General features: G+C 44.1%; 11 protein-coding genes. 7 read left to right on the top strand and 4 right to left on the bottom strand.

Annotated elements, in window-relative coordinates; translation table 11 throughout:
• Positions 1–152: 152 nt before the first annotated feature.
• The 5 genes from IP510_RS04765 to IP510_RS04750 all read left to right on the top strand — a co-directional run bounded on the left by IP510_RS04765 (position 153) and on the right by IP510_RS04750 (position 5,506).
• Positions 153–2,372 carry an NADP-dependent isocitrate dehydrogenase gene (locus IP510_RS04765; protein WP_194363621.1) on the top strand — a complete coding sequence of 740 codons (2,220 nt, stop codon included), beginning with the start codon at positions 153–155 and terminating at the stop codon, positions 2,370–2,372.
• A gap of 507 nt (positions 2,373–2,879) precedes the next feature.
• On the top strand, positions 2,880–3,503 hold the full coding sequence (locus IP510_RS04760) for a pseudouridine synthase (protein ID WP_194363620.1): 624 nt from the start codon (positions 2,880–2,882) through the stop codon (positions 3,501–3,503).
• Positions 3,504–3,586: 83 nt separating this feature from the next.
• Entirely contained in the window at positions 3,587–3,700 is a 114-nt protein-coding gene (locus tag IP510_RS13940) for a DUF6434 domain-containing protein (protein WP_413786459.1), read from the top strand.
• A 162-nt stretch (positions 3,701–3,862) separates the two neighbouring features.
• Complete coding sequence (locus IP510_RS04755) at positions 3,863–4,369, top strand: GNAT family N-acetyltransferase (protein ID WP_194363619.1); 507 nt, start codon at positions 3,863–3,865, stop codon at positions 4,367–4,369.
• 312 nt (positions 4,370–4,681) lie between these two features.
• Positions 4,682–5,506, top strand: coding sequence for a DUF305 domain-containing protein (locus IP510_RS04750; RefSeq protein ID WP_194363618.1), 825 nt, complete (start codon positions 4,682–4,684; stop codon positions 5,504–5,506).
• A 105-nt stretch (positions 5,507–5,611) separates the two neighbouring features.
• Here IP510_RS04750 and IP510_RS04745 read toward each other — a convergent pair whose 3' ends face one another.
• Positions 5,612–7,642, bottom strand: a complete 2,031-nt coding sequence (locus IP510_RS04745) for a M61 family metallopeptidase (protein ID WP_194363617.1) — start codon at positions 7,640–7,642, stop codon at positions 5,612–5,614.
• Between the two features lie 324 nt (positions 7,643–7,966).
• Between IP510_RS04745 and IP510_RS04740 the strand changes: the two genes are divergently transcribed.
• Positions 7,967–8,452, top strand: coding sequence for an FKBP-type peptidyl-prolyl cis-trans isomerase (locus tag IP510_RS04740; RefSeq protein WP_194363616.1), 486 nt, complete (start codon positions 7,967–7,969; stop codon positions 8,450–8,452).
• Between the two features lie 626 nt (positions 8,453–9,078).
• On the opposite strand, the gene IP510_RS04735 is transcribed toward IP510_RS04740, so the two are convergent.
• The gene (locus tag IP510_RS04735) at positions 9,079–11,304 is read right to left on the bottom strand and encodes a carboxy terminal-processing peptidase (protein ID WP_194363615.1); all 2,226 of its coding nucleotides are present in this window, start codon (positions 11,302–11,304) and stop codon (positions 9,079–9,081) included.
• Positions 11,305–11,951: 647 nt separating this feature from the next.
• Between IP510_RS04735 and nagZ the strand changes: the two genes are divergently transcribed.
• Positions 11,952–13,037, top strand: coding sequence for a beta-N-acetylhexosaminidase (nagZ, locus tag IP510_RS04730; protein WP_194363614.1), 1,086 nt, complete (start codon positions 11,952–11,954; stop codon positions 13,035–13,037).
• 150 nt (positions 13,038–13,187) lie between these two features.
• Here nagZ and IP510_RS04725 read toward each other — a convergent pair whose 3' ends face one another.
• Together IP510_RS04725 and IP510_RS04720 are read right to left on the bottom strand one after the other, a co-directional pair.
• A complete protein-coding gene (locus tag IP510_RS04725; protein WP_227669476.1) occupies positions 13,188–14,768 on the bottom strand; it encodes an OmpA family protein in 1,581 nt (526 codons plus the stop codon).
• Positions 14,769–15,091: 323 nt separating this feature from the next.
• Positions 15,092–16,768, bottom strand: a complete 1,677-nt coding sequence (locus tag IP510_RS04720) for a hypothetical protein (protein ID WP_194363613.1) — start codon at positions 16,766–16,768, stop codon at positions 15,092–15,094.
• Positions 16,769–16,973: the final 205 nt, after the last annotated feature.

Here is a 16,973-nt window from a genome sequence, read left to right as displayed (position 1 = left end):
AATGTATTATCAGTCTCAATATCTCTCAAAAGATACATGTGATGTACTTGATATAAGCGTATCATGCATTACTGCATAGTATCATTGACCCATATTCGACACTATCTCTGAGCTTTATTATTCACTACAGCCTAAAGGAAGATTATACTAATATGTCAAAAATTATTTATACAAAAACTGACGAAGCCCCAGCGCTGGCGACTCTGTCGTTTTTACCGATTGTAGAAGCATTCACCAAAACTGCAGGCGTTGAAGTTGAAACCAGCGACATCTCTGTTGCTGCGCGTATCTTGGCAGAATTCCCTGAGTACTTGACCGAAGAGCAACGTGTTCCGGACAACTTGGCTGAGCTTGGTCGTCTGACGCAAGACCCAAATACCAACATCATCAAACTGCCAAACATCAGTGCCTCTGTACAGCAGCTAAAAGCCGCTATCAAAGAGCTACAAAGCAAAGGCTTTGCGCTACCTGATTTTCCAGAAGATCCACAGACTGATGAAGAAAAAGAGCTACGTAAGCGTTATGGCAAGAGCTTAGGCAGTTCAGTGAACCCAGTACTACGTGAAGGCAACTCAGATCGCCGTGCACCGAAAGCGGTAAAAAACTTTGCCCGTAAACACCCACATTCAATGGGTGAATGGAAACAGTGGTCAAGCACGCATGTGTCACACATGCATGGCGGCGACTTCTATGATGGCGAGCAATCTATCACGTTAGACAAAGCCCGTACCGTACGTATGGAGTTGTTGCTGGATGATGGTACCCAAAAAGTATTAAAACCTAAAATTGCCTTGCTAGATAAAGAAGTCATCGATCTAATGGTGATGAGCAAACAGGCATTGCTAGAGTTTTATGAGACTGAAATGGAAGATTGCCGCGAAGCTGGTATCTTGTTCTCACTACACGTAAAAGCCACCATGATGAAGGTATCACACCCTATCGTGTTTGGTCACGCCGTTCGTATCTATTACAAAGAAGCCTTTGAAAAACATGGTGCTACGTTTGAAGAATTGGGCATCAACGTCAATAACGGTATGGCTGATCTATACGACAAGGTTGCAACACTACCAGCCTCAAAGCGTGAAGAGATTGAGCGCGACTTGCATGCGTGTCAAGAGCATCGCCCACGTCTGGCCATGGTTGACTCATCGAAAGGTATTACCAACTTCCATTCGCCAAGCGACATTATCGTCGATGCGTCTATGCCTGCTATGATTCGTAATGGCGGTAAAATGTGGGGTGCTGACGGCAAACTATATGATTGTAAAGCGGTCATGCCAGAGTCTACCTTTGCCCGTATTTACCAAGAAATGATCAATTTCTGTAAATGGCATGGTAACTTTGATCCAAAGACAATGGGTACCGTTCCTAACGTTGGCCTAATGGCTCAAAAAGCTGAAGAGTATGGTTCACACGATAAAACGTTTGAATCTAGTAATGCTGGTATTGCCCGTATTGTCGATATTGATACTGATGAAGTATTACTCGAAAAACGTGTTGAAAAAGGTGATATCTGGCGCATGTGTCAGGTCAAAGATGAGCCAATCCAAGATTGGGTAAAACTTGCTGTACGCCGTGCTCGTGAATCAGATACGCCTGTTATCTTCTGGTTAGACCCATACCGTCCACATGAGAACGAGCTGATCAAAAAAGTTAAACTGTATCTAAAAGATCATGATACCGAAGGCTTACGTATCGAAATCATGTCTCAGGTTCGCGCCATGCGTTATACGCTAGAGCGTGTCGCTCGTGGTCTAGATACTATCTCTGCGACTGGTAACATCTTGCGTGATTACCTCACTGACTTGTTCCCTATTCTAGAGCTAGGCACCAGTGCCAAGATGCTATCGGTTGTACCACTAATGAAGGGCGGCGGTTTGTTTGAAACTGGTGCGGGCGGTTCTGCACCAAAGCACGTTGAGCAACTTATCGAAGAAAACCACCTACGTTGGGATTCACTTGGTGAATTCTTGGCCTTGACCGTCTCTTTGGAGCATTTGGCCGAGAACGACAAAAATACCAAAGCCAAAGTGCTGGCCGATACGCTAGACAAAGCCACTGAAACACTGCTGTTGAATAACAAATCGCCATCACGTAAGACAGGTGAAATTGACAACCGTGGCAGTCACTTCTACCTAGCTATGTACTGGGCTGAAGCGCTAGCGGCGCAAGACGAAGATGCAGATCTAAAAGCCAAATTCAAACCGCTTGCACAAACTCTGCAAGACAACGAAGCCGCTATCATGAAACAGTTCAATGATGCTCAAGGCAAATCAGTCGATATCAAAGGCTATTACTTAGCTGATGAGAAAATCGCTGAGCAAGTCATGCGTCCAAGCGTGTTATTTAACGAAGCATTGGCATCGTTGTAGTTTGTTTAGATAGCTTGCTAATGTGATGATATTTGATTGTCTTCTTGTTTTTACGTAAAGGCGATCAAATTAATTTAGAGTAAAAGAAACACCTTAACAGTCTTAGGACGTTGAGGTGTTTTTTTATGGCTCATATATTTATAATTCTCATAAAAGCATCGTCGTTTATACAAAATCATAATTGGCTGGTTGTCTTTAAAATTATTAACAACAACCTTTTTAGCCACTTATTTTACATTGCACTTATCCTACAACAAAGTGATGACGATGCAATTATATTTGACTACTACTGTTAAGATCAGCTGCTTCTGCCTAGCCCATTTCTAGTAATCTGTTAGCATTATCTCGTTAGACAGCATGAGCGAACCTGCGAATAGTGAAAAAACACTTTATAATAGCTTGTAGGCTTCATCAAAAAAACTATAACAAAGTGAGCCATACTTCAATCCTGATAGCTATCAGATAACCAGAAAAAATGACTCACTTATATTTAGGAAATTTCCGCTTATGCCGACCTCTAGTCTCGTCTTATTTAACAAGCCTTATGGCGTGCAAAGCCAGTTCCGAGATGACAGCAATAATGATCACACCACGCTATCGGAGTATTTTACAGATAAGTCGTTGCGAGTGGCAGGTAGACTCGATGCTACATCAGAGGGCTTATTGATGTTGACCAATGATGGACGAGTCAACAAAGCCATCACTCAGCCACCCTCTGCTGCTGGCTTTGCGAGAAACAAGCGTAAACAAGCAAAGACCTATTTAGCACAAGTGGAAGGCGTAGCAACGGCGGCGCAGCTGAAAGAGCTTACCACTGGTGTTGCCCTAAAAGACGGTAAGACATTGCCTGCAACTGCCATCACAGTAGAGGAAGCTGATTTGCCTATGGACTTATGGCAGCGTGACCCGCCTATTCGTGAGCGCAAAAACATACCAACGTCGTGGCTTATGCTGACGATTTATGAAGGCAAAAACCGCCAAGTCAGGCGTATGACCGCTCATGTTGGTCTGCCTTGTCTTCGTCTGATACGCTGGTCAGTGGCAGGGTTTGAATTGGGCGACTTGGCCGTTGGTGAGTTTATACGGATTGAACTCAATAGCGAGCACTATCAGCAGTTGGGTATTTCTTAATAGCTGATGTTCTAAATTTCTGGTTAAAACATTATATAAGAAGAAGCGTTCAACACTATGCAAGAGGTTAGGACAAAAATCATATTGATAACAAGACATTGATCACAGATAGCTATAGAACGACCAAAAATTTTCGTCGATATTCTGAATATAAGTTTGATGAACCATTTAAGTTTAACCCTGACTTTACGTATTGAATGGACAATGCAGCAGGTTTGACCATGGGCGACGCAAGAATGAATTAACTGTCAAAAATAAAAAAACCAGTCAATTTAAACACCCTGTGATAGGGATATTATGATTGATAGGCGTGTTATTGAATTTTATATAGCAAAACGTTAAATAATAAGGAACGTTCCATGGAAGTAAAGGAAATAAATACTACCTTAGGCTTGGTCGAGCAATTACATGCATTACTAATTGACTGTGTTGAGAGTGGTGCGTCTGTTGGTTTCTTAACGCCAGTCGACGAGCGAGAAATACAATCATACTGGTCATCTGTAGAGACAGAACTTACATCAGGACTTAGGAAATTGTTTCTTGCATACGACGACGGAAGCATAATAGGCACAGTTCAACTTTCACTCTGTTCTAAGCCTAATGGTTCACATAGAGGAGAAGTCGAAAAACTCATGGTTCATACGGGTGCTCGAGGTAAAGGTGTTAGCAAGAAACTAATGTCGCTACTAGAAGGTGTAGCATCTGAGATCGGTTTGTCATTACTTGTACTTGATACCCGTTTAGGTGACATCGCATCTTCGTTATATCGTGCTATTGGTTATACTGAGGTGGGTCAGATTCCGCAATTCGCACGTAGCTCTACCGGAAAGCTAGAAGGAACCGTTTACTTCTTCAAAATACTGTAATTTAGGGTCTGTTGCAGGTTTTGAATTGGGAGACTTAGCCATTGGTGAGTCTGTAAACATTGAACTCAATAGCGAGCACTATCAGCAGTTGGGTATTTCTCAGTGATTTATCATTGTTGGATGAACCGTATCGGTATTTATTATAAAATAAATAAACTAAAACTGATTAAACTACGAGTCGTTAAACATCGTGTCTCGAATGGGTAAGGTTTATCTGCTAAGATTCAGCACGTCATTGGTTATGTATAGTCATCAGTTATTACCATGGGTTTGATCCATCTATCGTTTGGTTCTTTATAATAGGGATATGTCATGATTGCTTCTCATCGTTTGGTATTATTGGCCACTAGCATCTCTGCGGCGCTTATATTGAGTGCGTGTCAGCCAATGACAGAGAGTAATCAATCAACACCTGTAGAAGAGGCGACGACGCCTGTCACTGATATGTCCCATAGCGAGCATGATAGTACAGATGCTGATTCGCTCACAGACAGTGACAACGTCGCTGATGACTCTAAAACGTCTGATATGCTCAGAGACTACACCAAATCGATGAGCCAGATGCACGATGAGATGATGGTTGGTATGAATTATAACGACCCTGATACAGCGTTTGCTAAAGGCATGCTAGGGCATCATCGCGGTGCCGTGGATATGGCAAAAATCGAGCTAAAATACGGTACTGATGATGCCATGCGCCAACTTGCCCAAGACATTATCACAGCGCAACAAGCTGAAATTGATGTTTTGAATAAATGGCTAGCCAGCCACCCTGACTCTTCCAAACCCAAACCCAATACTGAGGCGATGCAGCAGGCCTATGCCAAAGGTATGAGTGACATGCATGGTGAGATGACATTGGGTGTTGCTGATCCTATTGCTGACATGGCGTTTGCACGTGGTATGTTGCCGCATCATATTGCTGCTGTAAATATGGCAACAACTCAGCTCATATATGGAACTGATGAAGAAATGCGCGTACTGGCACAAAACGTCATCGATACTCAGCAGACTGAGATTGATTTGATGAAAAATTGGATTGCCGCGCATCAGACGATGGATAATACTAAACACACAGCGGTTCAAGATAGCGATGCTAAAAATAACGATGTAAAGAGCGACGCTACTGAAAAGTAAAACCTGATTGCCATGACTGAAACCTCTAAAAACAAAACCCCTTAACAAGCCTTATGGCCTGTTAAGGGGTTTTTTAATGATACCTTGTATCTTAGACGATGGCGTTTATGATAGTGGACGCGTCATCACATTGAGCCACGTCTCCCACCCTGCCTGTCCTTGCAGACCATCTTCCTGACCCTCTAACCCTTTGTCGGCTTTTGCCAAGCGTAGACTGACTTTATAAGGAGATGAGTCATCATGACTGTGCTCTCGCCCCATATGGTCTTGGCGTTTTTCCTCGGTGAGTATGCTCGGCTGTACCTGCACGCGCAGTAGCTCATCACGGCGAAACAAATGACAATCAACCGCTCGTTTTGTATGACTCAGTGCCGCTAACTGTTTGGTATCTGCCTTGATACCATCAATCGCAATAATGACGTCATGTGCTGAAATACCCGCTCTAGCAGCCACACTATCACGCATCACCCGGTTGATTTTGAGTCCAGCAGGTGTATCATTACAGCGCATTCCCCATGGCACATGCTTGCTAGCACTCTCTTTAGTATTTGCCTGTATTTTGATACCATTTGCGAGCAGCAATGCTTCAATAGGTAGCTCTTCGACGCCATTGACATAACGGCGTTCAAAATCCTCCCACTCTGCCACTGGCATAAACTGCCCAATCACGGCGCCCATATCAGTGCTGTTGATACCTATGCGCTTGCTGTCATTTTGCTTGGCCTTATCATAAAAAGCTTTGACCACATCAAATAAACGATAGCGACCACTGGTATTTTTGAGCAAAATCAAATCCAGACAAAGGGCTACGAGCGCGCCTTTATTGTAATAGCTGATACCTGCATTACCGGTATTTTCATCGGTACGGTACAACTTAATCCAAGCATCAAAGCTGGACTCTGCAACGCTTTGATACGCACGCCCCGGTGTTTGATAATAGCGATTGATTTGCTCAGCCAACAGTTTTAGATAGCTTGGCTTATCAATCACGCCCGACGCTTGCAGCATAAAATCATCGATATAAGAGGTAAAGCCTTCAAACACCCACAGCAACGGTGTAAATGCCTCACGGCGCAAATCAACATCGATCATGACATCTGGGCGGACCGTTTTGACCCACCATGAGTGAAAGTATTCATGACTACATAGACCCAAAAATCGCTGATAGTCTGTACTCGGTATTTTTGGTTCATCAGCATTTGGTAAGTCGCGGCGCGGCGTAATCAGACTGGTCGAGTTGATATGCTCAAGGCCACCATAATCCTGACCGCTGGCAAACGTCATAAAAGTATAGTTATGGAATGGGGCATCACCCAACCAGTTCAGGTAAGTCTGACAAATTTTAGTCACATCTTGCTGTAGCCTGCCCATATTAGCGCTGTGCTTGCCTGACAGATAAAAGTGGTGTTGCAGCGTTTGATGCTCATTATTCTTAATAATAAAATCAAATTTTTGCTGCTCTGCGATTTCAAAAGGATAATCGATCAGCTCATGATAGCTGGCTGCTTGTAACTCATAACTGTGCTGGCTTCCCGTTTGCTGTTCGTTCGCTAGCTCATTATCAAAATGCATGTGAGTAGACGCTAAGCCGCAAGCTAGCAATATATTATTGGCCTCTTTATCTGCCATAAATGCGTCTGGTACAATCAAGCCAACCCCTACTGGTGAGTGCTCTTGTCCATCGATGGCCAATGCCAATGAGGTAAAGTTGCCATATAGACGCTGCTGATCTACATAGGCGGTACGCACCGACAGATCATAACAGTAGACTTCGTATTCCACGACCACCGTTTTCCCTGCACTGACCGCAGGCAGCTGCCACGTATGCTTATCCAATTTTTGCGCGCGATAAATGTCAGACTGTTTGTTTTCATCTGTGATTCGATAATGGACCGCTGTGATATTTCGAGCAAACTCACGCATCAAATAACTGCCCGGTATCCACGCTGGCAACCAAAGCTGCGGCGCATCAGTGGTCGCCATAAAACTCAGTGACACATCAACCAAATGCTCAACAAAGCGGGCAAAATTGAATTGGTAATAGATATGGCTCATCGTATTAATGCGTGCGTCATCGTGGCTGATTGAGACATCGCTCGTTGACTGATGATCGGTCGTTTTATCAAATGAAGTCATCGTCTTTCTCATCCTTATTTTTATCGTTATGGTAAAAGTGGTTTCTTAGAAACGCAACTTATGAACCCTAAATAGCCAGTAGCTATCAACTGACTATAGAAAATAGCAGCTATTATTGTAAATTGTCGCATTAATTAGATTTTTTTATGTTTTTTGCCTTGAAAGTTATGTGAGCCATCTCAATTAAAGATGCTAACTGCTACAGTTACTTTAATAAACTGATGATAATTGACTAATGATATGGCTATTTGGCTTGCTGATTGGCTTTTTTAGGTTTATTGCAACCACATTTAATTTTTTACATCGATATATTTAGGATATTTTATGACTACTATCGCAAAAGACACTGCCGTCAAATTCAATTACACGCTAAAAGATGACGAAGGCAATGTACTTGACCAGTCACCAGAAGGTCAGCCACTAGCGTACCTACATGGTCACAGCAACATCATCCCAGGTCTAGAATCACAACTAGAAGGCAAATCTGCTGGCGAAAGAGTGAATGCCGTTGTTGAGCCTGCTGATGGCTACGGCGAATACCAAGAGCAAGCAGTACAGCATGTACCACGTGATAACTTCCAAGGCGTTGAAGACATCCAGCCTGGTATGCAGTTTCAGTCAGAAGCCGGTGGCCAAGTAATGTTGGTAACCGTTACTGATGTAAACGATCAAGAAGTCACTGTTGATGCAAACCATCCGTTGGCTGGTAAGCGTTTGACTTTTGACGTTGAAATCCAAGAAGTACGTGCAGCAACTGAAGACGAATTAAACCACGGCCATGTACATGGTGCAGGTGGCGTTGAGCACTAATCTCTTTTTAGAGTATAGTGAAATGATTGGGTAATGGATGACTATTGATTCCGTTATTTGGTCGAAGGCTCAGTAGAGATATCTACTGAGCCTTTTTTATGCGCTTTAATAGCGGATATCTTTTCTGTATGGATGATTATAGATAGGCTTGAATATGAGTATAGGGAACAAGTAGCTAATCATCAGTTAACCATTAAGGATTCGACTAACTATCATTAGCTGTTGGTCATTAGCAGTTGGTCATTCATGTGATGAGAGCCATGCTGTCACAGTCCATAATTAGGATATTACAAGGGCATATCCTAATACCCAGACGTAACAAAGCCGCATAACGACAAGCATCATGCGGCTTTTATTACTAACCATCCATGTTAGCGTTACGTGATACCTAATCCCGGGGCATCTCATAACAGACAGGCATCCAGCCTTATTATCCTTAATCAGCAAACCACTTATCCCTAGTGCGACCCGTACGATACCAATCCCTAGTATCAATGAACCGTTTCGTTCAATCGTGCCGTACAGTTATAATCGCAGATTGACGCATTATTGGTAAGAGGTGTTAACGTCAATCCATGTAAGCATATGCTTACATGGATTACAAAGCGCCCTATTGAAAAGTACTCTTATGATCCGCTTTGTGCCAGCTTTTCTTCAGGACTGACTGGTCTTAGAGGGTCAGCGCTCAGCATGATATAAGCGGCTTCAGTAATGAATGCTTCGTCTTCTGGTAACTCTGGACGCTCAGACTCTTTCATACGACTGCGCTCTTCAAACTTAGCATCCATCGCAGCTTGATAAGTGTTCCAATTAGAGTATGGGCGCTCTCCAGTCGCTATCAGGCGTTTGTTCTCAGCTTCCAATGAGCGCTTTTCAATCAGCTGCATCTTAGCACGGCGACTATTGATATCTAAGGGAACTGGTTTTTTCTCATCGTCCATATTACGTATGTCATTGAGCGTTGATAAGTACGTAAACTGCGGGCTCTTTTCCTGACGGATTTTAGATTGCTGATTGAGTGTCGCCAAGGTGTCACTGGTGAACTTGCCTTCAGGCTTATAAGGCGAGGTTTTAATAGTGTCCCAAGGTAACGCATTTTTCTGAGCGCGCTCACCAAAGGTGGCATCATCGTAGATATTGACCAGCTCGACATCTGGGACAACGCCTTTATTTTGCGTACTACCACCAGTGATACGATAAAACTTGCGCTGAGTCAACGTGGCCGAACCTAGTGCCAGACTATCGAGCTGGATTTGGGCAGAGCCTTTGCCTGTTGTGGTGCTACCAACGACCAGCCCTCTACCATAATCTTGGATAGCAGCGGCAAAGATTTCACTGGCTGAGGCAGAGGCCAAGTTTGTGATGACAGTCACCTTGCCATTATAGAGCTGCTCACCACCATCATTGTCGCGATAGACTTGGATATTACCTCGATTGTCACGAATCTGTACCAATGGACCACTCTTAATAAAGAAGCCCAGCATCTTGGCAACCTCATCTAACGAGCCACCTGGGTTATTGCGTAGATCCACCACCAAGCCATCAATGTTCTTTTTGTTCAATTCTTTTAGGGCTTTTTCGGTATCGATACTGACACTACGGTAGTCTTCACCATTGCGGCGGGCACGGTAGTTCAAATAAAAGCTAGGTATCTCTAATACGCCGATACGCTTCGGTGTTTTATCGATATTGGGGCGTTGTACTTCTACGACGCGCTGGGTCACCCCTGATTCTTCTTGTTGAATAATGTCACGCACTACGGTGACCGTGCGGGCACTGGCGTCTGGTGTATTTGGCTGACGCAATTTGAGTGTCACTGAAGTACCGCGTTTACCACGAATCAAGCTGACAATCTCACGCGTAGACCAACCCACCACATCGGTCATAGTCTCGCCGTCTTTGGCGATACCCACAATCAAATCATTCGGTTTGATTTGACCAGATTTGGCCGCTGGGCCGCCATCTACCAAGGTCACAATACGAGTATAGTCTGGGTTTTTACGATCAGGACGAATAGAGACACCGATGCCTTCTAGTTGTAGGCTAGATTGAATCTGCAGTTCTGTCGCTTGAATCGGTGCATAGTAGTTACTGTGCGGATCGTAAGTCAGCATGGCCGTGTTTAGGACGGTTTCCATGACTTCGTCATCTTTTAGACGCTTAAACTGCTCTTGCTGGCGTGACAAACGATTTTGCAAAATCTCACTTGGCGTACGCTCATCATTGCGGACCAAATCCTGCCCACGCGTGATATCTGGATTGCTTAAAAAAACTTTTTCTTTGGCTTTTTCGTCTTCTTGACCCAGTGTGATACTGATCAGTTGGAACTTTAGCTGACGCGCCCAATAGTCACGTTGCTCTTTCTTGGTTTTAAAATGATTGAGCTTTTCCCGATCAAGGATGATGGTCTCATCGCCAGTCAACTTAATATCTGTTTTGAGCATTTTGGTTGCCATCGCAAAATACTCATTTGAGCGTTTGCGATAACGGTTAAATACCTCTACCCCTGCAGACAAATCACCTTGCTTGAGGCGAGCACCAAAGTCATCGGCGTATTTTCTCTTAAGCTCGTCCACATCTGACTGCAAAAACAACGTATGGTTTGGGTCCAGACTGTCGATATACATGGAGAGTATTTCACTGCCAGTTTTGCTGTCCAGTGACTGATTGAGATAATGACTACGATCCAACAAAGCGGCAACTTGGCGCGTGGTAACTTTTTGTTCTGGCGTCTGTATAAATTCCCCAGTATTGGTTTCTGCTACCGCTGTACCATAACTTTGGGTCAGGATAATACCAGCGATGCCCACGGATGCTGCGCTGAGTAACCACTGTGCCGGTTGTTTTTTCATCATATATACCTAGTTAATTAAAATGGATTGTATTATTGGTTTTATTTAGATTACGAATGGCTACGTTCACGATTGTCCAAAAGTGCTGTCTACTCTTATTCATGCTTAGCGGTCACAATGCTTTATTTCATGATCTCTGAGCGTTCAATTACTATTATTAGATGCTGATATATAGTCAAAAATCAATCAATACTAGCACGCTCATAAACGTCGAACTGTCTCAAACTGTATAAGCAATATTACACGCTACGCCTGCACATACCAAACTTTCTATTACTTTTATTACATAAGAGACATAGGTGTTCTGGACGTAAATTTGATATCGTTCATCCATTTTAAAATCGAGATGGCTCCACTCACACGGCCGCTAGCATAAACGCGCTTCAACACCCATCACGCTGACAAATATTAGGCACTAGGCATTTATAATAAAGGCACATAGGTGTTAACGTATCAATCTCATGTCGAACGGACTATATTTATTTTAACGTCATAATCTACCTTATTATGCTCGGCTCATAATAGCTGTCATAATAGCTGTCATAACCAGCATATCTCTATAAAGGCAATTTTTTGATAATGGCGAACAGTTTTTCAATACCCTTCGTTCGCCATATAACACTGTATAACATAATAAGGATTACGCGATGTACGGCGTCTTAATGATAGATATTGATAGTACTGCACTGACGGCTGAAGATATCAGTTTGATCAAGCAAGCACAGGTTGGCGGGGTCATACTGTTTGGTCGTAATGTGACCGATGCCGCTCAGGTGCGAGCTCTGTGTGATGATATACGCTATCACAACCCCGATATCCTCATTGGTGTCGATCAAGAAGGCGGACGAGTCGCCAGACTGCGCCAAGGATTTACAGAGTTGCCTGCGATGGGCCAATTGGGTGAGTTGTTCAATACAGACCCGAGCCGAGCACTCAACTGTGCTTATGATTGTGGCTATCTGATGGCCGCTGAAGTAATGGCGGTTGGGATCGATTTGAGCTTTGCGCCAGTGCTAGACAGAGACGGTATCAGCCAAGTAATTGGTGACCGTAGCTTTCATCATGAACTGCCAGCCATTACCGCATTGGCCACACAGTTTATGCGCGGTATGAAAGCGGCTGGCATGGCAACTACGGGCAAGCACTTCCCCGGTCATGGTGCTATCGCGCCTGATTCTCATGTGTCAGAAGCCATCGATACGCGTAGTTTGGATGAGATTATCAATAGCGATATGCAGCCCTTTGCACAGACACTGCCGTGGCTTGACGCACTGATGCCAGCACATGTGATTTTTTCGCAAGTGGATGATAAGCCAGCAGGATTCTCTAAAATTTGGCTAAAAGACATCATTCGCGATCAGCTGCAATTTAAAGGTGTCTTATTCTCCGATGATTTGTCCATGGCAGGGGCAAAAGCGGCTGGTGATGTCAGTGCGCGTGTCAAAGCAGCCATTGGAGCGGGCTGCGATATTGCGCTGGTATGTAATGATCGCATTGCTGCTCATGAAGCGGCCGCTGCTGCTCAAGATTTGCCGTACCCCAATCAAAAGCGCATCAAAACCATGTGTGGCAAGATACCAAAATGGCATGGTGACCTTGAGTCTACTTGTCAGCAGTTTGACTACTGGCAACAAGCGAAGCAGAACATCACGCAGACTTTTTTTGACGATCCATCTGAGACTACGATTACGGCAAAGCATCATGAACCAAAAGATCCCACTGCTTATAAATAATGGGTTAATATTTTGATGTATTAACTGATGACATATCCTCATCCAGTCCACTTAATAAAAAACCGCACCTTAATAAGGTGCGGTTTTTTATTATTGAACACTATTAGAGTCAGTGTGTAGTCAATAGGCTCTGAAAGAGGGGGCTATGGATCAATTGGCTGACGTCGCATCATCACCATCTGGTAACAAGTCATCATTATTGCTATCTAATGGGTTCAAGTCAGGGTCAAGTGAGTCACTGTTGATAGTCATACCATCGTTTGCGCCGACAACCTCGTCATTGACCATAAACTCAATACGGCGGTTACGAAAGCGGCCCTGTTCTGTTGAGTTATCTGCCACAGGTTCTGACTCGCCCATGCCTTTGGTCACCAATTTGCTTGCATCAATACCTTTAGAAACCAAATAGGCTTTGACTGAATCAGCACGCTCTTGCGATAGCTTCAGGTTATAAGCATCAGACGCTTGACTGTCTGTGTGGCCGATAATCATAAGCTCCATGTCAGGAACTTCGGTGATAATTTTTGTCGCACGATCTAAAAATGCTTTGTTTACATCTGGAATCACTGCCTCATCCACTTTAAAGTTGATAACTTGGAGACTCAGCGCACGAGCCACATCACGTGGATCTGGATTTTCACCCAGATTATTCATGGCAACATCTGCAGCAGCCAAGCTATCATCGATCTCACCTTGCAAATCTAGCGGGCCTTCTGCTTGTACCATCATCGCAGGAGCAGCCGCTTGTAAGTCAGCTATCAGCTTATCAAGTGCGGCTTGATCAGGGGCATTGACCGTGATTGTATCGCCTTTAATAATCATACTCGCATTTGGAATGTTTTTGATAATAGGCAATATCGTTGCTAGTTGGGCCGCCGCGGGCATGTCTGTTGCAAAGCTATCATCAACATCCGCACGGCATTTATTGGCTTCATCACCAAACACACTGGTCAAAACATTCATCACATTGGTCTGTAAGGTCTCATCACCGACGCTTAGATTGCAGGCATACAACTGTCTATTTTCACCTGTAGCAATACGCAACGATGCTGGCTGAATATCCGCTATCGCTGCACCTGACTCATTACCTTGTGCCACTTGCTGCGCTACGGCCGCCGCTGGTGTGGCTACAGGTTCAGGATTTTCTTGACAGCCTCGCAACAACGCCCAAGCCAATGCACCCAATATAATCAAGCCAATAATCGGTAGCAGTGCTTTCATAAAGCTACCTTGCGGCTCTTCTGTACGTTGTAGGGGGGCTGTGCTCACAGTATCAGAAAGAGGCACGCCTGCCGACGTAGCGGCTAGTGCGCTGGCTGGCAAAACTGCCGCTGCCCATGCAGGCACATGATGCTGATAACTACCCAGATTGTCATGCAAAAACTGCGGTACAGGTGTGGCGCCAGCTAAACTCTTGATTTCGTGAAAGGCAAGCGGCGCTGCCATGGCAATCAGGCCACGTGAGTCCGTCACATCTACATCGTGCTGACTTGCCAGCTCACGAGAAATCTGGTCACGCTGCCCCCCTTCTTCCCAAACCCGATCATAAAAAGCATTGTCATCACGGGCAATGGTTTCGTGAGCAAAACGATCATAAGTACTGGCATCTGCGAGTCGCGTCGCAAAAATGGCATAAAACTGCTCAAGTAGATTCTTTTTCGCTGGGCTACTGCCCTCCTCTAACACTGCTGGACTGACCGTGCGTGTCAGATGACTGATAATATCCATCATATAATTCTCCCCTTAATTTTTATTTGGGTATGTTCTCATTTTAAAATAGTAATAAGAATAGACTAATAACGCTTATTTCATGCTGTTCTAGTCTATAGCCTTACTTAATGATAGATATTATAAGAGCATTAATAGAACCGTCACAGTCGATGCGTTGTTGTACAAATGCTACATTAAGTAATATTTCCGTCATTACACGTAATCGTGAAGTGAGGAACACTCTGACTCCTGATGGTTGAGTACAGAGCGGCTTACAAACTTAAATTACTCTTAACAAAAGCACGTTAATTCAGCTACTAACATGCGGTGACATTGATTGACCATCACTGCCTCACTTGTGCAGGTTCAGCCATAATGATAGTACTTGCCATCTCATCCACTTCTGATTGTGAGAATGGACCTGGCGGTCTGGTCGTTCTATTATTTGAAGGTAGGTTGTTAGGAACGTTACTCGGCACGTTCGCTGGCATATTATTGGGAGTGTTGCTAAAGCCGTTATTGTTATTGGGCAAAGGAGCAGGTATCACACGATCACTAGTGTCATCATCTGCGGCTTGGTAATCCCCATTTGCATTATTTAGGCCGTCATTGTTATATTGATTATTAGCGTTAGCGCCATTCTCAAACTGATTATTTGGCCCATTCATACCTGCCACACCATTTGTCATATCGCCATTGCTAACACTATTAGAAAGTGGCAAGGGTGGATTGCTATCGATCGCCATGGCTGGTACTAGACTACGTACATTTTCTACCAATTGCTGCAACATTATGCTATCTGGCGCATCTAGTATGAGTCGATCGTTTTGCAGTTGAAGACGTGCAAATGGTGTCGATCTAAGCATGGTTAGGACGTTAGGGATGATATCTGTCGGCATATTGGTGATACTGGTGGATCTACCCTGCTGTATCGCCAACTCACAAATACTTGCCTGCTCCCCAAAGCTTGTATTGACCGCCTGTTGTATCGTGCTTTGTAATGCTGCGTCACCCACTGTCCCACTGCAGGTATATAGGTTGCCAGTATTATCAACACCGATGATAAGCTCAATAGGCGTGGTCTGCACAGGCGGTTCTGGTATGGGCGGTGGCACGGCAGGTACAACAGCCACGGGCGTAGCAGGTATCTCACTATTGGGTTTGATTAACAACACCCATGCTGCTAGCGCTAGTGCAGCAACGGCGACAACCAATAAAAACACACGTATCAGCAAGTCGTTTCTTTGATTTCGAGTGCGAACCTGCTCACGTTTTAGGCTGCCATTTTCTGCCAAGTGATGCGCGGCAGGGCTGGCATGGATAGCATCTAACCTATCCACATCTGAGGCGTTAGGTTTTGGCACATCGTTGCCTTGAATGTTGCTGTTTACACTATCTTGGCTATTACCTGTTTGCTCTACATACGTAGCCGCTGTACTTTTATCTAGATTGACACTAGAGATAGAGCTAACTATCAAATGATCAGGTTTATCTAATGAGACCGCAGTGACTGGCTCTTGGTCATTATCTTCGCCAATACTTTGCGGTGATGGATGCTCAACACCCTGTTCAGTATTCTGTGTCGCAGTGATAATAGCCGCAGACCATATGGGCAAATAGGGACGCAGTGCTGCCTGCTCTTTTTGTAGAAACGCTGGTAAAAACTGACCATTGGCTAAGGATTTTAGCTCTCGATAAGCCAAGGGTGCGGCATTTATCAATAGCTGTGTGGTCATAGACTCATCGATATGATGGGTGGCCGAAAGCTCTTTTATAATGGTTTGTTGCTGGCTGTGATCTTGCCACAGCTGCTCAAACAGAGGGGCTTCAGTGATATTGTCATTGACCACTACTTGATCAGTACGGAGTAATTGCGAGTAAACCTGCGATACTGCCAAACGTGCCGCTAAGATGGCATAAAACTGCTCCAGTAAACTGATATATGCCACACTGTCTAGATCGCTGCGCGCACCCAATACTGCTGGCGTAACGATTTTTTCTAACTGGTCAATAATACTCATAGATCACGGCCTCTTTTGGCTTTTTAAATCCATAAAAGTTAATCATTCATTTTTGCTAACAGATAGATGGTTGCCCTATCTTGCGATAGTATCGTCATTTATGTCAGCATAAACGTCGCTAAATAAGTTTCACTTACTGTACATGATACACTGCTACATTATTCCCTAAAAAAGCATAAAAATGCATCGTGTTGTCACACAATAA

Source organism: Psychrobacter sp. NG254 (assembly GCF_015277735.1).
Taxonomy (GTDB): domain Bacteria; phylum Pseudomonadota; class Gammaproteobacteria; order Pseudomonadales; family Moraxellaceae; genus Psychrobacter.
This window is presented reverse-complemented; position numbering and strand designations above follow the sequence as displayed.